Source organism: Pseudomonas protegens (assembly GCF_003732485.1).
In the GTDB taxonomy this organism is placed as follows: Bacteria; Pseudomonadota; Gammaproteobacteria; order Pseudomonadales; family Pseudomonadaceae; genus Aquipseudomonas; species Aquipseudomonas protegens_B.
On the sequence record NZ_MOAK01000053.1, the window covers coordinates 69,262 to 91,279 of the forward strand.

24 protein-coding genes are annotated in these 22,018 nt (G+C 63.9%); 11 read left to right on the forward strand and 13 right to left on the reverse strand.

All coding sequences use genetic code 11. The annotated features are described in order from the left end of the window. The 3 genes from BLX41_RS35295 to BLX41_RS13475 all read right to left on the reverse strand — a co-directional run. Positions 1 to 899 (reverse strand): TonB-dependent receptor plug domain-containing protein (locus BLX41_RS35295; protein ID WP_404942770.1); only part of this gene is annotated, 899 nt, incomplete at its 3' end. Between the two features lie 122 nt (positions 900 to 1,021). Then, positions 1,022 to 1,978, reverse strand: coding sequence for a FecR family protein (locus tag BLX41_RS13470; protein WP_123725281.1), 957 nt, complete (start codon positions 1,976 to 1,978; stop codon positions 1,022 to 1,024). Continuing rightward, positions 1,971 to 2,483, reverse strand: a complete 513-nt coding sequence (locus BLX41_RS13475) for an RNA polymerase sigma factor (RefSeq protein ID WP_123725282.1) — start codon at positions 2,481 to 2,483, stop codon at positions 1,971 to 1,973. The genes BLX41_RS13470 and BLX41_RS13475 overlap by 8 nt, the downstream gene beginning before the upstream one ends. A 258-nt stretch (positions 2,484 to 2,741) precedes the next feature. Between BLX41_RS13475 and BLX41_RS13480 the strand changes: the two genes are divergently transcribed. Together BLX41_RS13480 and BLX41_RS13485 are read left to right on the forward strand one after the other, a co-directional pair. Then, positions 2,742 to 4,181 (forward strand): nucleobase:cation symporter-2 family protein, encoded by a 1,440-nt coding sequence (locus BLX41_RS13480; RefSeq protein WP_123725283.1) that lies wholly within the window; start codon positions 2,742 to 2,744, stop codon positions 4,179 to 4,181. Positions 4,182 to 4,253: 72 nt separating this feature from the next. Beyond that, positions 4,254 to 4,715: an LEA/WHy family protein gene (locus BLX41_RS13485; protein ID WP_123725284.1), complete on the forward strand. Its 462-nt coding sequence runs from the start codon at positions 4,254 to 4,256 to the stop codon at positions 4,713 to 4,715. A gap of 3 nt (positions 4,716 to 4,718) precedes the next feature. Here BLX41_RS13485 and glsB read toward each other — a convergent pair whose 3' ends face one another. After that, complete coding sequence (gene glsB / locus BLX41_RS13490; protein ID WP_102863474.1) at positions 4,719 to 5,627, reverse strand: glutaminase B; 909 nt, start codon at positions 5,625 to 5,627, stop codon at positions 4,719 to 4,721. Positions 5,628 to 6,114: 487 nt separating this feature from the next. Between glsB and BLX41_RS13495 the strand changes: the two genes are divergently transcribed. Next, complete coding sequence (locus BLX41_RS13495; RefSeq protein WP_123725285.1) at positions 6,115 to 7,368, forward strand: ferredoxin reductase family protein; 1,254 nt, start codon at positions 6,115 to 6,117, stop codon at positions 7,366 to 7,368. Here the strand turns inward: BLX41_RS13495 and BLX41_RS13500 are convergent, their stop codons facing one another. Continuing rightward, positions 7,369 to 8,904: an MFS transporter gene (locus BLX41_RS13500; protein WP_123725286.1), complete on the reverse strand. Its 1,536-nt coding sequence runs from the start codon at positions 8,902 to 8,904 to the stop codon at positions 7,369 to 7,371. Between the two features lie 127 nt (positions 8,905 to 9,031). Here BLX41_RS13500 and BLX41_RS13505 point away from each other — a divergent pair, with 127 nt between their 5' ends. Next, on the forward strand, positions 9,032 to 9,946 hold the full coding sequence (locus BLX41_RS13505; RefSeq protein ID WP_123725287.1) for a LysR family transcriptional regulator: 915 nt from the start codon (positions 9,032 to 9,034) through the stop codon (positions 9,944 to 9,946). After that, the gene (locus tag BLX41_RS13510; RefSeq protein WP_123725288.1) at positions 9,943 to 10,491 is read left to right on the forward strand and encodes a GNAT family N-acetyltransferase; all 549 of its coding nucleotides are present in this window, start codon (positions 9,943 to 9,945) and stop codon (positions 10,489 to 10,491) included. The genes BLX41_RS13505 and BLX41_RS13510 overlap by 4 nt, the downstream gene beginning before the upstream one ends. A 14-nt stretch (positions 10,492 to 10,505) precedes the next feature. On the opposite strand, the gene BLX41_RS13515 is transcribed toward BLX41_RS13510, so the two are convergent. Next, positions 10,506 to 11,426: a carbon-nitrogen hydrolase family protein gene (locus BLX41_RS13515; protein ID WP_123725289.1), complete on the reverse strand. Its 921-nt coding sequence runs from the start codon at positions 11,424 to 11,426 to the stop codon at positions 10,506 to 10,508. Positions 11,427 to 11,510: 84 nt separating this feature from the next. On the opposite strand from BLX41_RS13515, the gene BLX41_RS13520 reads away from it, so the two are divergent. Then, positions 11,511 to 12,446: a LysR family transcriptional regulator gene (locus BLX41_RS13520; protein ID WP_123725290.1), complete on the forward strand. Its 936-nt coding sequence runs from the start codon at positions 11,511 to 11,513 to the stop codon at positions 12,444 to 12,446. Here the strand turns inward: BLX41_RS13520 and BLX41_RS13525 are convergent. Further along, positions 12,418 to 12,672, reverse strand: a complete 255-nt coding sequence (locus BLX41_RS13525) for a hypothetical protein (protein WP_123725291.1) — start codon at positions 12,670 to 12,672, stop codon at positions 12,418 to 12,420. The two genes, BLX41_RS13520 and BLX41_RS13525, sit on opposite strands and share 29 nt — an antisense overlap. Before the next feature lie 222 nt (positions 12,673 to 12,894). On the opposite strand from BLX41_RS13525, the gene BLX41_RS13530 reads away from it, so the two are divergent. After that, positions 12,895 to 13,215, forward strand: coding sequence for an ElaB/YgaM/YqjD family protein (locus BLX41_RS13530; protein ID WP_123725292.1), 321 nt, complete (start codon positions 12,895 to 12,897; stop codon positions 13,213 to 13,215). 57 nt (positions 13,216 to 13,272) lie between these two features. Here the strand turns inward: BLX41_RS13530 and BLX41_RS13535 are convergent, their stop codons facing one another. Together BLX41_RS13535 and BLX41_RS13540 are read right to left on the reverse strand one after the other, a co-directional pair. Continuing rightward, complete coding sequence (locus BLX41_RS13535; protein ID WP_123725293.1) at positions 13,273 to 14,310, reverse strand: Ldh family oxidoreductase; 1,038 nt, start codon at positions 14,308 to 14,310, stop codon at positions 13,273 to 13,275. Positions 14,311 to 14,493: 183 nt separating this feature from the next. Next, a complete protein-coding gene (locus tag BLX41_RS13540; RefSeq protein ID WP_123725294.1) occupies positions 14,494 to 14,763 on the reverse strand; it encodes a PepSY domain-containing protein in 270 nt (89 codons plus the stop codon). A 153-nt stretch (positions 14,764 to 14,916) separates the two neighbouring features. Here BLX41_RS13540 and BLX41_RS13545 point away from each other — a divergent pair, with 153 nt between their 5' ends. After that, positions 14,917 to 15,918 (forward strand): FecR family protein, encoded by a 1,002-nt coding sequence (locus tag BLX41_RS13545; protein WP_123725295.1) that lies wholly within the window; start codon positions 14,917 to 14,919, stop codon positions 15,916 to 15,918. Between the two features lie 52 nt (positions 15,919 to 15,970). On the opposite strand, the gene pvdQ is transcribed toward BLX41_RS13545, so the two are convergent. Beyond that, a complete protein-coding gene (gene pvdQ, locus BLX41_RS13550) occupies positions 15,971 to 18,304 on the reverse strand; it encodes a bifunctional acylase PvdQ (RefSeq protein WP_123725296.1) in 2,334 nt (777 codons plus the stop codon). 300 nt (positions 18,305 to 18,604) lie between these two features. Between pvdQ and BLX41_RS13555 the strand changes: the two genes are divergently transcribed. Then, positions 18,605 to 18,985, forward strand: coding sequence for a fe2+ zn2+ uptake regulation protein (locus tag BLX41_RS13555; RefSeq protein ID WP_123725297.1), 381 nt, complete (start codon positions 18,605 to 18,607; stop codon positions 18,983 to 18,985). A 17-nt stretch (positions 18,986 to 19,002) separates the two neighbouring features. Here the strand turns inward: BLX41_RS13555 and BLX41_RS13560 are convergent, their stop codons facing one another. Beyond that, the gene (locus tag BLX41_RS13560; RefSeq protein ID WP_123725298.1) at positions 19,003 to 19,191 is read right to left on the reverse strand and encodes a hypothetical protein; all 189 of its coding nucleotides are present in this window, start codon (positions 19,189 to 19,191) and stop codon (positions 19,003 to 19,005) included. A 171-nt stretch (positions 19,192 to 19,362) separates the two neighbouring features. On the opposite strand from BLX41_RS13560, the gene BLX41_RS35300 reads away from it, so the two are divergent. After that, a complete protein-coding gene (locus BLX41_RS35300; protein ID WP_256596732.1) occupies positions 19,363 to 19,491 on the forward strand; it encodes a hypothetical protein in 129 nt (42 codons plus the stop codon). A gap of 93 nt (positions 19,492 to 19,584) precedes the next feature. On the opposite strand, the gene BLX41_RS13565 is transcribed toward BLX41_RS35300, so the two are convergent. After that, positions 19,585 to 20,499, reverse strand: a complete 915-nt coding sequence (locus tag BLX41_RS13565) for a LysR family transcriptional regulator (RefSeq protein ID WP_123725299.1) — start codon at positions 20,497 to 20,499, stop codon at positions 19,585 to 19,587. A 118-nt stretch (positions 20,500 to 20,617) separates the two neighbouring features. Between BLX41_RS13565 and BLX41_RS13570 the strand changes: the two genes are divergently transcribed. Continuing rightward, a complete protein-coding gene (locus BLX41_RS13570; RefSeq protein ID WP_123725300.1) occupies positions 20,618 to 21,613 on the forward strand; it encodes an aldo/keto reductase in 996 nt (331 codons plus the stop codon). A 50-nt stretch (positions 21,614 to 21,663) separates the two neighbouring features. On the opposite strand, the gene BLX41_RS13575 is transcribed toward BLX41_RS13570, so the two are convergent. Next, positions 21,664 to 22,018, reverse strand: a 355-nt coding sequence (locus tag BLX41_RS13575) for a hypothetical protein (RefSeq protein WP_259744863.1), incomplete at its 5' end; no start/stop codon positions are given.

Sequence of the window (22,018 nt, forward strand, 5' to 3'; positions counted from 1 at the left end):
CCGCTGATGACTTCGTTGCCGCCGCTCACCGACTGGGCGATGCGGGTGCTCAGGTCGTCGCTGTTGTTGAAGCCACTGCTGGCCCCCAGCTGGGTCTCGAACCGCGCCGGGCCCGGTTCGCCTTTCTTGGTGACGATATTGATGATGCCGCCGGTGGCGCCGCCGCCGTAGATGGCGCTGGCCCCGGACAACACTTCGACGCGCTCGACGTTGAACGGCGAAATGCTGTCGAACTGCCGGGACAGGCCCCGGGAACTGTTCTGGCTGACCCCGTCGATCATCACCAGGACGTTGCGCCCGCGCATGTTCTGGCCATAGTTGGTGCGCCCTTCAGGGGCCAGGTCGAGGCCCGGCACCAGCTTGCCAATGGCTTCCTTGAGGCTGACTCCGGTACTCAGTTGCTCACGCAGCTGGCTCTGCTCCACCACCCACACTGTGCCGGGGATCTCACTGATGGCGGTGCTGGTGCGCGACGCCACGCTGACCTGGGTCGGCTTGAGGTTGAGGCTGGCGGCCGGCGCCGCGGCGCGACGCAGGATCACCGTGCGCGAATCGCTGAAGGACCAACTCATGCCGCTGCCGGCCAGCAGCGTCTGCAGGGCCTGGGCCACCGTGACCTCGCCGTTCAGGGCCGGCGCTTGCAGGCCGTCCACATCAGCGGTGGTGTACAGCAGGCGCAGATCGGCCTGATCGGCAAAACGGGTCAGCGCCTGATCCAGGGACTGGGCCGCCAGCTTGAGCGCCACCCGGCGCTCCTGGGTGCTGCTGCCCTGGCTGGCAGAGCTGGCGTCCTGCGCCTGGGCCAGCAGTGGGCTCATGGCGCCGGCGAACAGCACCTGGGCCAGTAATGTGCGGCGCATGAGGTGTTGACCGCGCCCCAGTATCGACAGCTTGAACATAGCTTTCACGTGTTCCTTCCCAGCCCGTTGAAATGACGTCAATGAGAATGATTGTCTTCTCAGTCTCACTACGACGATTGGCCGGGAAAGAACTTGCAGTGCCCCAAGCAAAAAAAATCGACTCAGTGCAAAACCGCCAGCCACGGCAGGTAGGTAACCTGCAGCGGATAGCGCTGCTGCAAGGCCTGCAGCGAACCCTGCGGGTCGTGCAGATCGAACACACCGCTGATGGCCAGGGCCGCCAGCTGGCTATCGGAGATCAGAATGCGCCCGTGCTGATAACGCTCCAGCTCGCCAATCACCTCCCCCAGGGGGCGACCGTTGAAGATCAGCTTGCCCCGCTGCCAGGCGGTGAGACTGGCAGCGTCCACGGCTTGCTGGGCCAGCAGCGGCTGACCGGATTGATACTGCAGACGCTGATCGGCCTGGAGCAGCACCGGCGCATGATCGCCGGTGAACTGCACCTGGCCTTCACGCACTACCACCGTCAACCGGCTGCCGTCGCGGCGCAGGCTGAAGGCGCTGGCGGCACTGTGCAGAGACTGGGCGTCGGCCTGCACCACAAACGGCCGTTGCGGGTCGGCAACGGGCTCGAACAGCGCCTCGCCAGCTTGCAGGGTGACCCGGCGCTCACTCGCCGAGTAAGCCACCGACAATGCGCTGCCGCTATTGAGCGTGACCCTGGAACCGTCCGCCAGGGTGATGTTCTGTTGTTGGCCGACAGCGGTGTGGTAGTCCGAGGTCAGGGCCGGCCACTGCAACCAGCCGACGCCGCCGGCCACGGCCAGTACCAGGGACGCCGCCAGCGCCGGCCACCCACGCCAGGAACGGGGGGCCCTCGCCGCCCGATGCTGTTCGGCGGCCTGGGTCTGGCCCAGGTCGCCCCACAGCTGCTGCGCCTCTTGCGCTGCCGCCGCGTGGGCCGGGCTGGTCTGGCGCCATTGCTGATAGGCCATGCGCTGGGCCGCCGTGGCGTTGCCGGAATGCAGCAACACCAGCCATTCGATCGCGGCGTCTTCAAGGCTTTCGGGGTGTTCGGTCATGGGGGTGTCGGCGGCTGGCAAGGGGGAATCACTCATGATGCTGTTGCAGCCAGTCACGGCAATGGCGCAGGGCCTGGCCGATGTATTTTGCCACCATGCTTTCGGAAACGCCCAGCCGTAACGCAATCTGCGCCTGGGTCAGGCCTTCCAGGCGATTGAGCAACAAGGCCTGGCGGGCATTCTCCGAGAGTTGCGCCAGGGCCTCGTCGAGCACCGCCAGGCGCTCCTTGGCCAGCAGCACCGCTTCCGGCGCCGGTGCCGGGTCCACCACTTCATGGTGTTCCTGGGTGTCGCTGAGATTGGCCGCCAGGCGCTGCTCGCGGCGCAGGGTATCGATGGCCAGGTTGCCGGCAACGCGGAAAATGAAACGGCGATCGTTCTGCACCTCCACTGTCTGCTGGTCGACCTTGAGCAGCTTGAGGTAGGTCTCCTGGGCCACGTCCGCCGCCCGTTGGCGATCGCTCATGCGCCGGGTGAGAAACCTCAGCAAGTCGTCGTAGTGCTCTTGAAAGCTGCGCAGCAGGCTGGGTATGGGCAGCATCGAGGGAAGGTCCGCAAATCGGGGAGGCGGATTATTCCACAACGGCAAATGAGAAACAGTATCTTTCGTATCCCTGCAAAGTTGCGCTTTTCCGCCTGTTTGCCCTTCTGACAGCGGTACCTTTCTGGCATCCTGCGCCTCCTTTTTTCTGACCGGGTGCGCAAGTCTTGTCCGATGACATGACGTTGCGGCCCAAGTCCCGTCCACATTCCGGCGTGCGCCTTGCAGTATTCGCACGCCACTGGCAGGCCTTCTCCCATGACCGCACCTGATCGTTCCCCTCCCCGCTACAAGTCCGACCTGATCTACGGCCTCAATGACCGCCCGCATTTCAGCGCAGCGATCTTCGCCGCCCTGCAACATGTACTGGCCAGCTTTGTCGGCATCATCAGCCCGACCCTGATCTTCGGCGGCGTGCTGGGGCTTGAGAGCGAACTGCCCTACCTGATCAGCATGGCGCTGTTCGTCTCCGGCCTGGGCACCTTCGTCCAGGCCCGGCGCCTGGGGCCCATCGGTTCCGGCCTGCTGTGCGTGCAGGGCACCAGCTTCTCCTTTATCAGCGTGCTGCTCAGCGCCGGCTTCATGGTCAAGGGCCGTGGCGGTAGCACCGATGAGATCCTCTCCACCATCTTCGGCATCTGCTTTGTCGCCGCCTTTATCGAGATGTTCCTCAGCCAGTTCATCGGCAAGCTGCGCAAGCTGATCACCCCGGTGGTCACCGGCACCATCATCACCCTGATGGGCCTGTCGCTGATCAAGGTGGCGGTCACCGACATGGCCGGCGGCTACGGCGCCAGCGACCTGGGCGCGGCGAGCAACCTGGGGCTGGCGGCCCTGGTGCTGCTGACCATCGTCGTGCTCAACCGCTTCAACCACCCGATGCTGCGCCTGGGCTCGATCGTCATCGGCCTGACCCTGGGCTTCGTGGTGGCCTGGCTGCTGGGCCGGGTGGACATGGCGGCCATGCCCGAGGTGCCGCTGGTGAGCGTGCCGGTGCCGTTCAAGTACGGTTTTTCCTTCGACCTGATCGCCTTTATTCCCCTGGCGGTGATCTTCCTGATTTCGCCCCTGGAAGCGGCCGGCGATCTGACCGCCAATTCGATGATTTCCCAGCAGCCGGTGAAAGGCCCGCTGTACATCAAGCGCATCAAGTCCGGGCTGCTGGCGGACGGTTTCAACTCGGCGGTGGCGGCGGTGTTCAACAGCCTGCCGATGGTGACCTTTGCCCAGAACAACGGCGTGATCCAGTTGACCGGCGTCGCCAGCCGCTACGTGGCCTACTTCATTGCCGGGCTCCTGGTGTTGCTGGGGCTGTTCCCGGTGATCGGCGCGGTGCTGCAACTGATGCCCAAGCCGGTGCTGGGCGGTGCCACCCTGATCATGTTCGGCACCGTGGCCGTGGCCGGGATCAAGATCCTCGCCGAAGCCGGACTGCATCGGCGCAACGTGCTGATCGTGGCCATTTCCCTGGGCATGGGCCTGGGGGTGGCAGCGGTGCCGGAAGTGCTGCGCGAGCTGCCCAAGGCGCTGCACAACATCTTCGAGTCGCCGATCACCGTGGGCGCCTTCTGCGCGATCTTCCTCAACATTTTCCTGCCGGAAGAATTCCTCGAGCTGGAAGAGGATGAATTCGACCCCGAAGCGGCGACCCTCAAGGTCATGCAAGACCCGGACATGAGCGGCAAAGCGAACTCCTGAGGCTGGCGGGCGTCTATGCTGCGTGCGCGGCGCCCGTCGTCCACCCCGCCCTTTTTTGCAAGCAGGTGCTCCATGCGCAAATTCATCGCCCTGACCCTGGTACTGCTCAGCCTCAGCGCCTGTGCCCTGCTGCCCAACCGCGATCCGTTGGCGATCAACGTGGTGGGCATCGAGCCGCTGCCCAGCCAGGAACTGGAAATGCGCTTCGCGGTGAAACTGCGCCTGCAGAATCCCAACGAAAACGCCATCGACTACAACGGCATCGCCCTGGACCTGGAAGTCAACGGCCGCCCGCTGGCGTCCGGGGTCAGCGACCAGCGCGGGCATATCGGCCGTTACTCGGAGGACATCCTGGTGATTCCGGTGAGCGTCTCGGCGTTTTCCGTCCTGCGCCAGACCCTGGGCCTGAGCCAGACCCAGACCTTGGACAACCTGCCCTATGTACTGCGAGGCAAGCTGGCCGGGGGCCTGTTCGGCACCCAGCGTTTCATCGATCGCGGGCAGATCAGCCTGAGCAACCCGGGCGCCTGGTAAGTCCTAGAACACTGACCAGCCGATGCGTTGGCTGAGCAATTCCAGGGCCGCCATGCCCACCAGGGAGTTGCCGGCGCTGTTGAGTTCCGGTGACCACACGCACACCGTGAACTGCCCCGGCACCACCGCGACAATCCCCCCGCCTACACCACTCTTGCCCGGCAAGCCGACCCGATAGGCGAAATTGCCGGCTTCGTCGTACAGGCCACTGGTGGCCATGATCGAGTTGACCTGCTGAGTCTGGCGCCGGGTGAGGATCTGTTCACCGCTGTGCTTGCAGAAACCGTCGTTGGCCAGGAAACAGAACGCCCGGGCCAGATCGACGCAGCTCATGCGCAAGGCGCAGTGACTGAAATAACTGCGCAGCACCGCCTCCACATCGTTATGGAAGTTGCCGAAGGACTGCATCAGGTAGGCCATGGCCGCATTCCGCGCACGGTGCTGGTATTCCGAATCGGCCACCCGGCCATCCACCATCACCTGGCTGTTGCCCGACAGGCGCCGGACAAAGTCGCGCATGGACAAGGCCGGCGCGGCGAACCGCGACTGGTTGATGTCGCAGATCACCAGGGCCCCGGCGTTGATAAAGGGGTTGCGTGGCCGACCACGTTCGAACTCCAGCTGCACCAGGGAGTTGAACGGCTGCCCCGAAGGCTCATGACCCAGGCGTTCCCAGATCGCCTCGCCGGAATGGCCGATGGCCTGCACCAGACTGAAGACCTTGGAAATACTCTGCACCGAGAACGGTGTATCGGCGTCACCGGCGCTGAACACCTGGCCGTCGTTGCCATACACGGCAATCCCCAATTGGTTAGCCGGCACATCGGCCAGGGCGGGAATGTAGTTGGCGACCTGGCCTTGGCCGATCAGGGGGCGGACTTCATCGAGGATCTGGTTCAACAGGGCTTGCATGGTCGGGCTCATCATCACGGGCCCCGATACGGCTGCGGGGCTATGGCTGCTAGACGCGCGCCAGGGCCTGCGCAGCACACCCGAGTGCAAATCCGCCGCCACGTCGCAGGCGCTCGCCGGGCCTACGCCATCCGGCGAAAACAATCCAGGCCCTGCACAGGTCTTGAGGGCCCCTTCGCCGGCAAGCCGGCTCCTACCCGGCAGCCGTACCAACGCCGTGTACATGAAATCGAAATGCAATTGAGATTCGATCATTTCCAGCAATCATAAAACACCGAATCGATGACCAGAATCAGCTTGAATTAAGGTTAAAGCGCTAGAATGGCATCCGGTCACGCGCAAAAAACCTGTCATATTCAGCTTAATCCCAGCGCCACACCACTCCATGCATCGCTCCCTTTGGCAGCCCCCACCCGTTGCAAAGGGGCCCTTTGCGGCAGTCGATGTTCACGCCATGACGGCATTTCCTGAGCGGAGTCATGCACCCTTGAAAACCTGGCACACGATTGTCGGTGTCCTGCTGATCACCACCTTCACCCTCCTGCTGGAGATTCCTTCCTCCACCTGGCTGACCTCCGCCACCCTGAGCATGATCCTGGGCAGCGCCGCCCTGGCCTACATGGCCCTGTCCTGTCTGCTGGCTGCCCGCTGGGGCTTTGTCGAGCGCCTGTGCGGCGGCCTCGACCGGGTCTACGAGGTGCATAAATGGCTGGGCATCTGGGCCCTGGCGTTCGCCAGCTATCACCTGGTGTTCAAGGCCAACCTGGAAGAATGGAACAGCGTGCCGATCCTCGAACTGTCGAAGTACTGGACACGTCTGGTGCGTCAACTGAGCTATGTGGCCCTGGGCCTGATCGTGCTCCTGGCGCTGAACCGCAACATTCCCTACAGCCAGTGGCGCTGGTGGCACAAGCTGTCCGGCCCGCTGTTTCTGATCGTCATCCTGCACTGGCTGAGCTTCAAGTCGCCCATCACCCTGGACTCGCCCTCGGGTCTCTGGCTCGGCGCGCTGTGCATCCTCGGGGTGCTCGGGGCCCTGTACAAGCTGCTGCTCTACCCTTTCGTGGCCAAGGTCGGCGAGTACCAGGTGAGCGCGGTCAAGGTGGAGAAGAACTCCCTGCACCTGGAACTGCGGCCCCTGGGTCGGGGCTTTCCGTTCAAGGCCGGACAGTTCGCCTTTTTGTCGATGCAGGAAAAGGGCCTGCGCGAGCCGCACCCCTTCACCATCGCCAGCGCCCAGACCGAAGACGGGCGCATCGAGTTCGTGATCCGCGCCCTCGGCGACTACACCCAACGGCTGCGCAAGCAGGTGCAACCCGGCATGCGCGCTGACCTCTACGCGCCTTATGGTCGCTTCAAGCGGCCTCGGGAAGCGGCTCGGGAAATCTGGATCGGCGGCGGAGTGGGCATCTCCCCGTTCATTTCCTGGCTGCAGGATTCGGCCGCCGGGCAGTTCGACAAGGCGACCCTGGTGTACTGCTACAACCCGTCCCGGGCCTTTCCCAGCGTCGACACCCTGCAAGGCATGGCCCAGGCCCGTGGCGTGGACTTCGTCGCCAACAGCGGCGGCACCGATTCCCTGGCCCAGACCCTCAAGCGCACAGCCACGGAAACCGACCCGCAGCAGATCCAGATCAGCTTCTGCGGACCCAAGGGCCTGCTGGCCCAGGTACGGGAGCTGATGAACGAGTACAGGATTCCCGAAGGCAACCTGCACTACGAGTTCTTCGAGTTCCGCTGATCAGTCACGGGCCCGACGCGGGTGGCGCGGCTCATGCAACGCCACCCTCACCACCAGGGCAGCCAGCAGGGTGATGACCATCAACACCTGCAACAGCTGGCTGAACGCCTGGGAGTAGATGTGCAGCAACCCTTCCCGGGACAACGTCGGCAAGGACCCGGCACTGGCCGCCAGATCGCCACCGGCCAACTGCCGCGCGGCCAGCAGCGACTCCCCCGGCGGCGCCAGGCTTGCAAGGCCGTGCTGCAACAGCCCCGCCAGCAACGCCACCACCAAGGCCAGGGCAATGCCCTCACCCGCCACCCGGGTGGTACTGAAGATGCCACTGGCCATGCCGGCCCGCTCCTTGGGCACCACACTCACCGACAGCCCATCCATCAAGCCCCAGGGCAATCCGCTGCCCAGGCCGATCACCAGCAATGGCCAGGCCCGCTCGACCGCGGCCTGCCCCGGCTCGATCCGACTGAGCCAGAACAGCCCGCCGGCAGCCACCAGCAAACCCAGGCTCGACAGGTTGCCGGCGCTGAACCAGCGGTTGAGCCAGCCCGCGGCAAAGGGCACCACCAGCATCGGCGCCGACAGGGCCATCATCAGGATTCCGGCGTCGATCTCGCTGTAGCCTTCGACGCCGATAAAGCGGATCGGCAGCAGGATCAGCAGCACCACGTAGCAGTAGCAGGTGGCGATGGGCAGCACTTGCACCCCGACAAAGCGCGGGTAGCGAAACAGCGACAGGTCAAGCATCGGCCGAAAGGCCCGGCGCTCCACAACAATGAACAGCCCCAGCGCCAGCAGCGCTCCGGCCAGCAACAACAGGACCCAGGGGCTGTCCCAACCACTCTGGGGCGCCAGCAGAATGCCCCAGGTGAGCAGCACCAGGGCCAGGGTGAAACTCAAGGTGCCGGGCCAGTCCACGCCCCGGGCCTCGGGGTCCCGGGATTCCTCCATGCGCGGCACGCCAAAGCCCAGGGCCAGACCGCCGATCAGCGCTCCGGAGACAAAGATCCCGCGCCAGCCGCTGTGCTCGATCAGCACCCCGGCAAGGATCGGCCCAAAGGCCAGACCGACGCCGAAGGTGGTGCCCAGGAGGCTGAAGGCGCGGGTTCGCGCCGGTCCTTCGAAGGCCTGGGCCAGGGCGGCCGAGCCACCGGCCAGGGCAGCGGCGCCTGCCAGCCCCTGGACCCCGCGCAACAGGTTGAGCCACAGCAGCGACGGCACGAACACCAGGGCCAGGGAGCTCAGGCCGAACAGCGCCACCCCCAGGCTGAACAACCGCTTGCGACCGTACTCGTCGGCCAGGGTGCCGGCCGCCATCAGCACACTGCCAAAGGTCAGCATGAAGGCATTGGTGGTCCAGCTCAGGGCCAGCGGGCTGCCCCCCAGTTCGCGGCCAATGGCCGGCGTCGCCACCGCCACGCCGACAAAGGTCAGAGGCAACATCAAGGCCGCCAGACAGACCGCGGCCAGTACGCCATAGGAAGCCCGTTCGCGGGCACGGGCCGGCTGTCCCAGGGACAATTCGAGTTCAGGATTCACGCACACCTCTGAGCCCTGGCAAGCGGGGCGATTTGCAGAAAAATCCATGATAGGTGTGCCGCAATGGGCAAAAAACCAGGCATTCTTCCGCTCTTTACGGACAAAATCGCTGTAATCGAGGTGAGCGATGGACAACCTTAACGGCCTGCAGGTGTTTGTCTGCGTGGTCCAGAGCGGCAGCCTGGTGGCGGCCGGCGAGCGTCTTGGGCTGTCCGCCTCGGCGGTGGGCAAGGCCCTGGCACGCCTGGAGCAACGACTCGGTGTACGCCTGCTCAATCGCAGCACCCGGCGCCTGAGCCTGACGGACGAAGGCGCGCTGTTCTACGAGCGCGGCCAGCGTATCGTCGACGAGGTGCTGGAGGCCGAGGCCGAGCTGGCGCGGATCAGCGACAAGCCCCGGGGCCGGCTGCGGGTCAGCCTGCCCGCCATCGGCTATCGCATGCTGCTGCCGATCCTGCCGGAATTCGCCGCGCGCTATCCGGACATCGAGCTGGACCTGGACTTCAACGACCGGCTGATCGACGTGATCGCCGAAGGCGTCGACGCGGTGATCCGCAGCGGCGAGCTGCCAGACTCCCAACTCAAGTCCAGGAGCCTCGGCCCCTTCGGCTTCGTGCTGATCGGCGCCCCCGGCTACTTTGCCCAGCGCGGCATCCCGCACACCCCCCAGGACCTGGAGCGGCACGCCTGCCTGCGCTACAAGTTCCCCGGCGGCAGCGTGCTGCAGCCATGGAGTCTGCGCCTGCCCGACGGCGCGCCACCGCTGGTACTGGGCAGCGCCCTGACCAGCAACAACCTGGAGTCGTTGATCCACGCCGCAAGCCAGGGCCTGGGCATCGCCTACGTGCCCGAATTCGTGGTCTGCGGCGCCCTGGCCGACGGCAGTCTGATCTCGGTGCTGGACGACTATCAGCAAGAGCGCGGCAAGTTCTCCATTCTCTGGCCCAGCAGCCGGCACTTGCTGCCAAAATTGCGGGTCTTCGTCGACTTTCTCAGCCAGCGACTGAGGCTAGGCAACGCCCACAAGGAGTCCCGCTCATGATCGACCCTGTTCCCACCCTGCACACCGAACGCCTGCTGCTGCGCCCCCTGGAACTGGCGGACGCCGAGGCCATCCAGCAGCTGTTCCCGCAGTGGGAAGTGGTGCGCTACCTCAATGCCGTGGTGCCCTGGCCCTACCCGGCCGACGGCGCCCTGAGCTACCTGCGGGACATGGCCCTGCCGGCCATGGCCCGGGGCACAGAATGGCACTGGACAATCCGTTTGCGCAGCGAGCCTAAGCAAATGATCGGCAGCATCAGCCTGATGGACGAAGCCGACAACAACCGCGGCTTCTGGCTGGCCCCGCCCTGGCAAGGCCAGGGCTACATGAGCGAAGCCTGCACCGTGGTCGACGAATTCTGGTTCGAAGTGCTGCAAAAACCGCTGATGCGGGTGCCCAAGGCTGCGCCGAACCAGGGCTCGCGACGAATCTCCGAACGTGGCGGCATGCGCCTGGTCCGCTCCGAGAGCGGCGACTTTGTCGGCGGGCATTTCCCCCTGGACATCTGGGAAATCACCCGCGAACAGTGGCGCCGCCGACGCTGAACAACCCCGGCGACTCAGGTAAAGCGCACCCCGGATCGGGGGCGCTGGTCCACGCTCAGTTCAAACACATCCGGACGCGCATAGTGGCCGACCACGTCGTAGTCATAGCGGGCCTTCACCAGGTCAGCCGTATCGATCTCGGCGCTGATCAGCCCGGCGCTCCCCACCAGCGGCCCGGCCAATACATCGCCCATGGGCCCCACGATGACGCTGCCACCGGCGATCAGCGGGCGCTCTGCCGGCCAGTTGGCAATCTCCAGCCCCAGTTCCTGGGGCGAGGCCTGGACCTGACAGGCGCTGACCACGAAACAACGACCTTCATGGGCGATGTGACGCATGCTCACCTGCCACATCTCGCGCTCGTCCACCGTGGGCGCGCACCAGACTTCGATGCCCTGGGCGTACATCGCGGTGCGCAGCAACGGCATCATGTTTTCCCAGCAGATCACCGCGCCGACCCGGCCCACCTGGGTGTCCAGCACCGGTAGGGTCGAGCCGTCGCCCTGGCCCCAGATCAGGCGCTCGGTGCCAGTGGGCATCAACTTGCGATGCTTGGCCACCAGCCCCAGCTGCGGATCGAAAAACAGCGCCGAGCAATACAAGGTGCTGCCACTGCGCTCGATCACCCCGAGCACCAGATTGGCCCCGGTTCGGGCCGACAAACCGGCCAGAGCTTCGGTCTCGACCCCGGGCACATCAATGGCATTGGCAAAGTAACGGGCAAAGGCTTCGCGCCCCTCCGGCAGGCGGTAACCCAGTTGGGTGCCGAAGCCTTCGCCCTTGGGATAGCCCCCCAGCAGCGCTTCGGGCATCACCACCAACTGCGCACCCGCTTCGATGATGGCGCCCTCATAGGAGAGGATCTGCTCCAGGGTGGCGGCCTTGCCTTCCGGCAAGGCACCGATTTGCAGGGCGGCGACGATGGACTTGGGCATGACATGACTCCTCGAACGATCAGGTGTTGCGCATTGTCCTGCCGCCGCTGATCATCGATAAACCCCAACCCAGTGCTTAATGATATGAACCAGATGAATATCGCCAGCGTCGACCTCAACCTGCTCAAGGCCTTCGAAGCCCTGCATGACGAGTCCAGTGCCAGCCGCGCCGCCCTGCGCCTGGGAGTGACCCAATCGGCCATGAGTGCAGCCCTGCGCCGCCTGCGCGAGTTGTATGGCGATCAATTGTTCGTCCGCACCGGCCGCGGCCTGGCGCCGACCCTCAAGGCCAATCAATTGAAGCCGGTGGTCACTGAGGCGCTGAACAAATGTCGCCAGAGCCTGGCCATGGTTGCCCCGGACAGCGCCGACTATCAGGGACGCTCGGTAACGGTCGGCCTGTCGGATGATTTCGAGATTGCCTACGGTCGGCGCCTGATTGAAGCCGTGGCCCGCCGCGCGCCCAAGTTGCGGCTGATCTTCCGCCAGACCCACAGCCAGATCGTCGCCGAAGCGCTGTTGCAGCGCAGCGTCGACCTGGCCATCAGCGCCGGAGGCTTTGCCGAGCGCCTGCTCAGTCGGCAGGTGCTGGGGGAAGGCGACTACCTGTGTTTGGCGGACCCGGCCAGCCTGGCCCCCGGGCAACGGCAGATCGACCTTGAGGAGTTCGTTCGGCGCGAACACCTGCTGGTGTCGTCACAAGGGTTTATCGGCATCACCGATGAAGGATTGGCGAATCTGGGGCTCAGCCGCCAGGTCTGCGCCTCGACCACGCATTTTGCCGCGCTGCCCTTTCTGCTCAAGGGCAGCCAGGCGGTGGCGACCATTCCTGCCCATGCCGCGCGGCGCATTGCCGAGTTCACCGGGTTGCAACTGCTGCCCTGCCCCCTGGCGCTACCGCGCTACCCGATCGAACTGGGCTGGCGCACCAGCCCGCAGATCGACCCGCTGCTGGTGAAGGTGCGTGAAGCGATTGTCGAGAGTTTCGCGATTACTTGTTCGCCGCCATCAGCCGATTGACTTCACTGCGCACCATGTTGGAGTACTCCGGCGGCGACATGCCGTCCAGTTCCGCGCGAACCCACTCGGCCCACTTGCCCTTGCGCTTGCCGCGCTCGCCGAACAGCCGCGCGGCCTCGCTCTTGGCCTTGCCCAGGTTGCTCTGCCACAAGTCGAACAGACGGGACTTCTCGTCCTCGATGGCGGCGCGTTCGGCCAGGGTCTTGTTAGCCAGATTGAAACTCATGGGAAATTCCTGCTGCGTAAAATAGGCGCCATCTTACACTCTAGGGGCTGACGGTTTTACTCAAGGGTGACGAGCAAGGCGCAAAATGGCTGCAACTTTTGTCCCCGCGCCGGACTCCATTGCTTGCCACCCATTCACCTGTAGCCGCTGGCAAAGGCAGCAATCGGCCCAGCAACAGAGGCTGGCGTTGCACCAGCGGCGATATTTCCAAGGAAAAACTTCATGGCTCGTAAATCTGCCGCGCAAGCGGAAAGCGATCAAATCAAGGACCAGGCCTTCAGCGAACTGCAGGCGCTGATCGAAGAATCGGAAAAGCTGCTCAAGGGCAGCGCCAGCCTGGTGGGCGAAGAAGGTGAAAGCTTGCGCCAGCAAGTGAGCCTCAAGCTCAAGCAGGCGCTGGAGTCGGTCAGCAACGTGCGCGAGCGCAGCAAGCCGGTGGTGGATGCCACCGAGCAATACATCGGTGGCCACCCCTGGCAGACCGTGGCCATCTCCGCCGGCTTTGGCCTGGTGGTAGGCCTGTTGCTGGGCCGGCGTTCGTAACCGCTCCACTCGTTCCAGGGCCAGGCGCGCCAGTGGCGGCCTGGCCCTTTTTGCGTTTCAGTCGTGCGCCAGCGCCCGCAGCTGCTGCAGTTGCTCCACGCCCATGGCGATTCCCTTTTGCAGCGAGCGCTCGCGCTGCTGATGCCGACGATCCCCCGGCAACCGCTTGAGTCCCACTGCGTGCATCTGCCGCACCAGCTCCTGGCTGCGCTCGGCGAAGTTCTGTCCGGCAGCCTTGCTCGGGTCGATGACGATCAGCAACTGCCCGGTCCAGGGCGTCTTCGCCCCGGGATGGTTGGACCAGTCGAACTCGAAAGAAAAGTTGCCTCCGGTCAGCGCCGCGGCCAGCAACTCCACCATCATCGAGAAGGCCGAACCCTTGTGGCCGCCAAACGGCAGCAAGGCGCCGCCTTCGAGAATCGCCTTGGGGTCCTGGGTCGGCTGTCCCAGGCTGTCGACGCCAATGCCCAATGGCAAGCGCTCGCCCTTGCCCGCGGCGATCTGCACATCGCCATGGGCAATGGCACTGGTGGCCAGATCGAAGACGATCGGCTGGCCCTGGGCCTGGGGCGCGGCGAATGCAATCGGATTGGTGCCGAACAACGGCCGGTCGGCGCCGTGAGGTACGACACAGGTCATGCTGTTGACCACGCTCAGAGCCACTAGCCCCTCTTCGGCAAAAGGCTCGACGTCCGGCCAGAGTGCGGCGAAATGGTGCGAGTTGCGGATCGCCAGCACCGCGATCCCGGCGTTGCGGGCCTTGCTCACCAGCAGCTCGCGAGCGGCCGCCAGGGCCGGCTGGGCAAAGCCGTTGCCGGCGTCGACCCGGACAAAGGCCGCCGCAATGTCCTCGACCACAGGCACTGCCCGACCATCGACCCAGCCACTGGCCAGGGTCGAGACATAACCGGGAATACGGAACACACCATGACTCTGGGCACCGTCGCGCTCGGCAGCGGCGCAGTTCTCGGCCAGGCAGCGGGCCACTTCGGCGCGACAGCCATGGCGCAGGAAAATCGTCTCCAGCAACTGCACCAGGGCGGGTAGAGAGAGGTATTGGCAGGGAGTTTCAACAACCGGGGACGATGCAGACATCTGAAGCTCCAGAATAATTATTGGAGGGGGCGACAGCGTGTGACCCGGCGATTAAACAACGGCGACTGTTGGCCCTGTCAACCCGATCTCTTGGCTTGCAGGGAAGGTGCCACCGTTGCACAGGGGGTGAAGGTATTCGAGGGGCCTATCCGTTACCGCAGCAACGGATAGGCGGGCAAAAGATCAGTCTTTCTGATCCCGCAATACATTGCCCGAGGCTCCATCAATCCGGAACTCATAGACACTGCCGTCAGACTTGCGCCCTTCTCCTTCCCAGTAACCGCCGTTGTCGGCCTCGATCTTGTAGATCTCCACATAACCGGCCTTGCTCTTGGCCGTTTCAATGGCTTTTTCGATGGTGATCCAGCCGGCCCCCGGGCGATCGGCCAGGGCGGCTCCGGCACAGAGCAAGGTGCTGCTGGCAAGCAGTGCGGCGAGCGTATGTTTGAGCATTTTTTCCATCTCCATTAGTAAACACTTTCGGTACACAGCGTGTTTTTAGGGCGTGGCAGATGAAAATAAGTTCACTTTGATACGCATTAGCCATGACGGCTGTTCTACAAGACTTACGGCGGAGGGTAGAATGCGGGAAATCAGGAAGAGTCAATGAGCGAACAGATCCTCTCAGAAGCCGAATACGACGCCATTACCCAAGCTGCGGCGCAATGGTGCATGCGCCTGCATGAAACCGACTGCAGCGATGCGGAGCGTCTGGCCTTTCAGCAATGGCATGATGCCGACCCCCTGCACGCTTTCGAATACGAGGCGATGCGGGAGATATGGGAAGTGGCCGATCAACTGCCTCCCTCCACACTGGCGCCGGCTCCGGTCAAGCTTGTACCCCGTCGCACCTGGCAGCATTACGGCATGGCCGCGGCCGTTGCTCTGTGCGCCCTGCCCCTGGCCGCCTACAGCGGTTGGGAGCTGGGCTGGCTGCCGTCGTCCTACGAACGTTTCGAAGCCGGTGACAGCCTGCGCAACGTGACCCTGGCCGACGGCAGCCAGGTGGAACTGAACCTGGGCAGTAGCCTGATCTACAGCAACTACAAGGATCAGCGCCGGGTCACCCTGAAGAAGGGTGAGGCGTTCTTCAGGGTCAGCCACGACAGCAGCCATCCGTTCGTGGTCAAGGCGGCCCAGGGCCAGGTCAAGGTCACCGGCACCCAGTTCAACGTGTGGATGTATGAGGATCAGGTACGGGTCACCCTGCTCCAGGGCTCGGTGCTGGTCACCAGCAATACCGCGGTGCCCGGCGAAGGTTTCCGCCTGGAGCCGGGCATGCAGGCCCACTACAAGGATGGCGACTATGCGCCGCAGATCAGCCAGACCTACAGCAACGACAGTTCACTGGCCTGGCGCAACGGCAAACTGGTGCTGGACAACCTGGCCCTCAACGATGCCCTGCCGCTGATCAATCGCTACCTGGACACCCCGGTGCAGTTGGCTGACAACGCGACCGGCAAGATCCGCGTCGGCGGCATCTACAACACCCGGGAGATCAAGAGCCTGCTGACTTCGCTGCCCAAGGTGCTGCCGGTCTACCTGACGCGCAATCGCGAAGGCAACCCGGTCATCAACTCGTTGCCTCAGTCCCCGCCAAAAAGCTGAAGGCCGCCCCGTTGCGGGGGCGGCCTCGACTCACTTCAAGCTCTGATACCCATTACCTGGCCAATGGCTGCGACTCCTGGCGCGGCTCCTGGATCAGTTGCGACTGATACTGGCCGTCGGCGCGGATCTGCGCCTCGGTAAAGGGCAGCACACTCCACTGATTCCGGGCAAAGGCCTCGGTCTGGTCGCGAAAGTGCGGCGACGCCGGATCGCTGGACAGGGAAAACGCCAACAGTCCCAGGGCCCGCGGCCCCTGCTCGTCGAAACTGACCACATTCAGGTAGCTGGTGCCGCTCACCACCTCGCGCTTGCCGTTGGCACCCGGCACGCTCTGGATAGCGTTGTATACCCCCAGGCTTTCCGGGCCGCCAGGCACCGGGGTCGGCCGCCCACCCTGGCTCACCTGCTGAATATCGCCCCAGCGCACATCGGCGCCCAGGCCGGCCTGCTCCACTTGCTGCGCCGAGGCCAGCATCGCCTCACGCAGGGCCTGGGCCACTGCTGGACGGCTGATGGCCAAGCCCCGTGGCGTGTGCTGCGGGTCCTTGGGGTCGAAGACGACGCGCCAGATATCGGCGTTCTGCAGCAGCGGCTGCATGATGCCCTGGAAGTGCACGAAGCCCAGGCCCGTCTGCAGCCCGGCGCTGCGGTCCCAGGACTTGAGGCTGGCGCACAGCGCGGCCAGTCGCTGGGCGTCGGACCCCAGGTCCTGCGCGCAGAATTGCAGCAGGTCCGGCATCACCTGACCGGCCAGGTACACCTGATCATCGGTGACCATATGCTGCAGATCGCTGACCTGGGCCTTGGGCATCCGGCTCAAGCGATCCAGGGCGAAACGCGCGCGCATCTTCAGGGGCACGTCCTGCTGGCTGATCACTGGCGAGAAGCCCTGCAGCGGCGCCGCCGGGTTGACCATCCAGGCCGAGTCATTGGCGTGCTGCAAATAGTCGTTGCGGGCCAGTTGCGGCAGTTGGCCGGCGGCGAAGATACCCGGCTGGGCCGCCGCCGGGTCGATATCCCAGGCGCAGCTGCTGCGGGAGCCGTCGAGGACAATGACCTGAGTGCCGATTCGTGGATCGCTGCACTGGGCCAGCTTGGCCTGGGTGACGTTGGGCACCACCGACTGGTTCATGTACAGCGCACGGCCCTGGTCGTCCACCGCCAGAGTGTTGACCCAGGGAATGCCCTGCAACTGATGCACGCTGTCTTGCAGGCCGGTCACGCTGCCGGCCTGGTTCATCGCATACCACTGGGCCAGCACCCGGGTGTTGTCGAGGTTGGCATCACGCAGGCTGTAGGCATGTTCGCGGTCCCATTCCAGTTCCCCGGGCCACTGCACCACCGGGCCGAAGACCGAGCTGTAGAGGGTCCGCGACTGACTGTGCAACTGGCCATCCTCGCCTTTGACCTGCACCGTCACGGTCTGGCGCTCCAGGGGTTGCGAGCGGCCGTCCAGCAGATAGCGGGTCGGGTCCTTGGGGTCCAATTGCAGGCGGTACAGAGTGAAATGCTTGGACGCATCCACTGTGTGGGTCCAGGCCAGGTGCTGGTTGAAACCTATGTTGATCAACGGCAGGCCCGGCAAGGCGGCCCCCATCACATCCAACTGGCCGGGAATGGTCAGGTGCATCTGATAGAAACGCATGGCGCCGATCCAGGGAAAGTGCGGGTTGGCCAGCAGCAGGCCGCGACCGTTGAACGAACGCTCGCTGCCGATGGCTACAGCATTGCTGCCCCGGTCCAGGGCGAAACCTTGCTGGCGGGCTGCCGCCAGTTGCCAGTGACCCTCGCTCAGTGCCGCCTGGGCCGTGACGCCCGGCGGCGTGGCGCCCGCCAGAGCCTCGGCGAACTGCCCGGCGCCGCCTTCCACCAGCAGGCGCCGGGTCAGTTTTACCAGGTCCGAGGTGGCCAGCGGCCGTACCCAGTCGCCCTGGCACTGCTCGGGCAGCCCCTGGACCCGGCGCTCCGCCAACTGGCGGTTGTAGCCCTCAACATAACCCTGCATGCGCTCGCGCACCGCCGGGGTCTGCGCCTGCCAGAAGCCGGCCACCGCCTGGGGTGTATTCAGCCAACTGAAAAACACATCGCTGCTGAGGTTGTCCCGTTGCTCCAGAGTCTGAGCCTCGGAACCGAAGTACTTGGCCCGCTCGGCGTTCACTGTCAGCACTTCATTGGCCATCAGGCACAGATTGTCCTGGGCGTAGGCGTAACCGATGCCATAACCCAGGCCGCGCTCGTCGCTGGCACGGATATGCGGGACACCAAAGCTGGTGCGGCGAATCTCGGCACGGGTCTGTTCGGGCTGCGCCAGTGCATGGGCAGCGCAACTGAAACTTAGAAACAGGGCTGCAAGGCAAAAATGCGGTAACTGCCTGGAAATGATCACGCCGACTCCTGATGCAAAAATACAGAACCAGGACTGGTGTGCAGGAAGGGTTTGGCAACGCCGCCAGTCTGGGAATCCAGCCGCGCACGGATCAACCGACGCCTGCCTGCCCCTATGGACGAATGACCGCAGAAAAAATTACCCCCAGGAGGTCACCACGGACCTGCCGATGACAGGTCAGCGACTTGATACCGACAAATTTTCTACATCCCGGGCTTCATGATTTGCCGTGCTCGTTCGTCTAGTTACTAGAGCATCCATCATTCTTTTCCTGATCAGGCTCTGATAAGGAGTTTTTGCATGTACAACCCGCAACTGCCAATGGACGGCATCACCGTGAACAGCACGCCTTCCCTGAATGCCGGCGCCGGTGTCTTCGGCAAGAACGCCGAACGCAACAGCAATGAACGAATCAAGCACCTGCTGAAAAGCTTCGGCCTGCGCACCAGCCTGATTCGCCTGAAAGTCATCGACGCCCTGCTCACAGCAGCCCAGAGCGAGCGCTCTCTGGGTGTGCGGGGGGTTCACAGTCAACTGCTGGAACTGGATATTCCGCTGTCGTTTCTAAGCGTCAGGGAAGTCTTGAAGCGCCTGTGCAGCGAGGGTGTCCTGACCCTCAATGCCGACAAGAGCTACAGCCTGCACCAGCAGGCCGCAGCGGTGCTCGACGGTCTCTCCTGAGACGGTCGAGCCACGGCTCAGGGCTTGACCTTGCGGCGCATCACGCCATTGATCACCACCACGACCACCGCCACACCAATGGCGATGTACTGGAACAGCTTTTCGCTGATGACGCCGTGGTTCTGCAGGTAGGAAAGGCCAAGCATGATTCCCAGTACCACCAGGGAAATCAGAATCGAATAGATCAAGCGTTGTTTCTGAGTCATTGCCGGGTCCTGAAGCTGAAATTGTATCTGCTGTGTATCAAGGCCGATGCCAAGCACATACCCGGATTCGGGGATGGGCCGGGCAAATCGGGGTCACATGGTACAGGCGCGAAGGAGATTTTTCTCCTTCATCGTCCTGTCGAGTTCCCTGTGCCCTTTGAGGATTGAGAAATGTTCCGTCGAATCACACTGCTGATTCCCCTGCTGGCGATCCTGACCCTGTCAGGCTGCATCATCATGCCCCGCGATGGCGGGCATCACCGTTACTACGACGGCGGCCCGGGCTACTACCACCGCTGAGTCATTCGGCCAGTCCATCGGCCCCGCTGAATCTGCCACTCCCCCAACCAACGCCCGCCCCGCTGCGGGCGTTCTGCTCTTTGTGACAAACCTTCAGGGTCGCGAGGTGCCATTGCCAGGGCGGGCGAACAACTCCAGCAACCAGTCGACGAATACCCGGACCCGGGTGGACAGATGACGCTGGGGCGGATACATCGCGGTCAGCGGCAGCGACGGCACCGGAAAATCCTCCAGGACCTCTCGCAAGACCCCGGCCCGCAACTGTCGGGCAGCGTTGTAATACGGCGTCTGCACCAGTCCGTAACCGGCTTCGCAGGCCGCCAGGTAGCCGTCGGCACTGTTGACCGCCACCTGCTTGGGCAACTCCATCGGGCGCAACTGGCCATCGATGTAGAACTCCAGTCCATAACGCTTGCCGCTGACGCTGGAGAAATACTCCACCATCCGATGCCCTTCCAGGTCTGCCGGCGACTGGGGCGTTCCCCGCTGCTGCAAGTAGCCGGGGCTGGCACACGTCACTTGCTGCAACTGCACCAGCGGCCGGGCCACCAGGCTGTCATCCAGGGCCGGTCCGGCCCGCAGGGCGCAATCCACGCCCTCACGGATCAGATCCACGGGGCGGTCATTGAGGCCGATCTCCAGTTCGATCAGCGGGTAGCGGGCAGAGAACTCCGGCAATGCGGGAATCACGATCAGCCGACCGATACCCACCGGCATATCGATGCGCAAGAGCCCCCGAGGGTTGTGCCGGGTCACCGAGAATGCCGCTTCGGCCTCCTCCAGGTCCGCCAGCAGGCGCACACAGCGCTGGTAATAGGCGGCGCCGTCCAGGGTGGGGCTGACCTGGCGGGTGGTACGGTGCAAGAGCTGCACGCCCAGGTGAGCTTCCAGCTGCTTGATCAGGATGGTGACCGAGGCCGCAGGCATGTGCAGATCCTCGGCGGCCCTGGCAAAGCCGCCCAGCTCGACAATCCGGGTAAAGACGCGCATGGCGTTGAAACGGTCCATGAAACAGGCTCGCGATTATTTAGATAATGATAATAGTTATAGCGCTTTTAGCCTGTTTATACGATTTTTGTCGAGTAGCACACTAAGCGCTCTTTCCCACTCATCGGAGTATTGAGCGATGCACACTCGACAACTTGGCCATCAGGGTCCGCAGGTTTCCGCTATTGGCCTGGGCTGCATGGGCATGAGCGATTTCTACACCACCGGCAGCGATCCCAAGGAGGCCATTGCCACCCTGCACCGAGCCCTGGAGCTGGGAATCAACCTGCTGGACACCGCCGATATGTACGGCCCCCACAGCAACGAGGAATTGATCGGTCAGGCGATTCGCGGCAAACGCCAGCAGGTGTTCCTGGCCAGCAAGTTCGGCATCGTCCGCGATCCGGGCGACGCAGCGGCCCGCGGCGTCAACGGCCGTCCCGAATACGTGCGTGCGTCCATCGACGGTAGCCTGCGACGCCTGGGCGTGGACACCCTGGATCTGTATTACCTGCATCGGGTCGACCCAGACGTGGCCATCGAAGAGACCGTCGGCGCCATGGCGGAGCTGGTCAAGGCCGGCAAGGTGCGCTACCTGGGCTTGAGCGAAGCGTCGGCAAGCACCCTGGAGCGCGCCCACAAGGTGCACCCCATCAGCGCCCTGCAAAGTGAATACTCGCTGTGGAGCCGGGACCAGGAAGACAACGGCTGCCTGGCCGCCTGTCAGCGCCTGGGGATCGCCTTTGTCCCCTACAGCCCTCTGGGTCGCGGTTTTCTGACCGGTGCCCTGAAAAGCCCTGACGACTTTGCCGCCGATGATTTCCGGCGCTCCAACCCACGTTTCCAAGGCGAAAATTTCCAGCGCAACCTGCAACTGGTGGCGCAGGTGCAGCAACTGGCGGCGGACAAACAAGTCAGTGCCGGGCAACTGGCCCTGGCCTGGGTACTGGCTCAGGGCGACTACCTGATCCCGATTCCCGGAACCAAGCAACGGCGCTATCTGGAGGAAAACGTGGCGGCGCTGCAGATCCGCCTGAGTGCTGGGGAACTGGCTTCGCTGGAGGGTATCTTCAGCCCGCAGACCACCGCCGGTCCCCGGTACACCGAGGAGGTGATGGCGCTGCTGGATCGCTGACGCAAGAAATGCGGCGCGGGCTCGACAAGGGAGCGCGCGTCGCTGGTGGGTCAGGCCTTGGCGGAAACGTTCTTGTCGGTCACCGTAGTGCCGTTGCCCCTGCCATAGCTCTGCAGGCTCTGCAGGACGTAGATGGCCTTCTTGTACTCGGGCACCAGGTAGTTGGCGTACTTGTTGCCCTTGATGTTGTTGGTCTGGATGTCATCGAGCTTCATCGCGAAGTACTCAAGAGCATTGAACGGCTCATCCGGATTCTTCGGAATGCCGAAACGGTCGAACTTGTCGCCGGCGTTGATCAGGTTCAGCGCGGTGACGTCAGAAATCAGGCCGTTGTTCTTGAGGAAGGTACTCATGCCTCCCAGGGACTTGGTGGTCACGTGGGTCGGGTCGAAACCCTTGATCTGC

Coding starts and splice junctions, on each gene's coding strand:
- BLX41_RS13470 (WP_123725281.1), bottom strand. CDS start 1,978: ATGAGTGATTCCCCCTTGCCAGCCGCCGACACCCCCATGACCGAACAC.
- BLX41_RS13475 (WP_123725282.1), bottom strand. CDS start 2,483: ATGCTGCCCATACCCAGCCTGCTGCGCAGCTTTCAAGAGCACTACGAC.
- BLX41_RS13480 (WP_123725283.1), top strand. CDS start 2,742: ATGACCGCACCTGATCGTTCCCCTCCCCGCTACAAGTCCGACCTGATC.
- BLX41_RS13485 (WP_123725284.1), top strand. CDS start 4,254: ATGCGCAAATTCATCGCCCTGACCCTGGTACTGCTCAGCCTCAGCGCC.
- glsB (WP_102863474.1), bottom strand. CDS start 5,627: ATGCAAGCCCTGTTGAACCAGATCCTCGATGAAGTCCGCCCCCTGATC.
- BLX41_RS13505 (WP_123725287.1), top strand. CDS start 9,032: ATGGACAACCTTAACGGCCTGCAGGTGTTTGTCTGCGTGGTCCAGAGC.
- BLX41_RS13510 (WP_123725288.1), top strand. CDS start 9,943: ATGATCGACCCTGTTCCCACCCTGCACACCGAACGCCTGCTGCTGCGC.
- BLX41_RS13515 (WP_123725289.1), bottom strand. CDS start 11,426: ATGCCCAAGTCCATCGTCGCCGCCCTGCAAATCGGTGCCTTGCCGGAA.
- BLX41_RS13520 (WP_123725290.1), top strand. CDS start 11,511: ATGAACCAGATGAATATCGCCAGCGTCGACCTCAACCTGCTCAAGGCC.
- BLX41_RS13525 (WP_123725291.1), bottom strand. CDS start 12,672: ATGAGTTTCAATCTGGCTAACAAGACCCTGGCCGAACGCGCCGCCATC.
- BLX41_RS13530 (WP_123725292.1), top strand. CDS start 12,895: ATGGCTCGTAAATCTGCCGCGCAAGCGGAAAGCGATCAAATCAAGGAC.
- BLX41_RS13535 (WP_123725293.1), bottom strand. CDS start 14,310: ATGTCTGCATCGTCCCCGGTTGTTGAAACTCCCTGCCAATACCTCTCT.
- BLX41_RS13540 (WP_123725294.1), bottom strand. CDS start 14,763: ATGCTCAAACATACGCTCGCCGCACTGCTTGCCAGCAGCACCTTGCTC.
- BLX41_RS13545 (WP_123725295.1), top strand. CDS start 14,917: ATGAGCGAACAGATCCTCTCAGAAGCCGAATACGACGCCATTACCCAA.
- BLX41_RS13555 (WP_123725297.1), top strand. CDS start 18,605: ATGTACAACCCGCAACTGCCAATGGACGGCATCACCGTGAACAGCACG.
- BLX41_RS13560 (WP_123725298.1), bottom strand. CDS start 19,191: ATGACTCAGAAACAACGCTTGATCTATTCGATTCTGATTTCCCTGGTG.
- BLX41_RS35300 (WP_256596732.1), top strand. CDS start 19,363: ATGTTCCGTCGAATCACACTGCTGATTCCCCTGCTGGCGATCCTGACC.
- BLX41_RS13565 (WP_123725299.1), bottom strand. CDS start 20,499: ATGGACCGTTTCAACGCCATGCGCGTCTTTACCCGGATTGTCGAGCTG.
- BLX41_RS13570 (WP_123725300.1), top strand. CDS start 20,618: ATGCACACTCGACAACTTGGCCATCAGGGTCCGCAGGTTTCCGCTATT.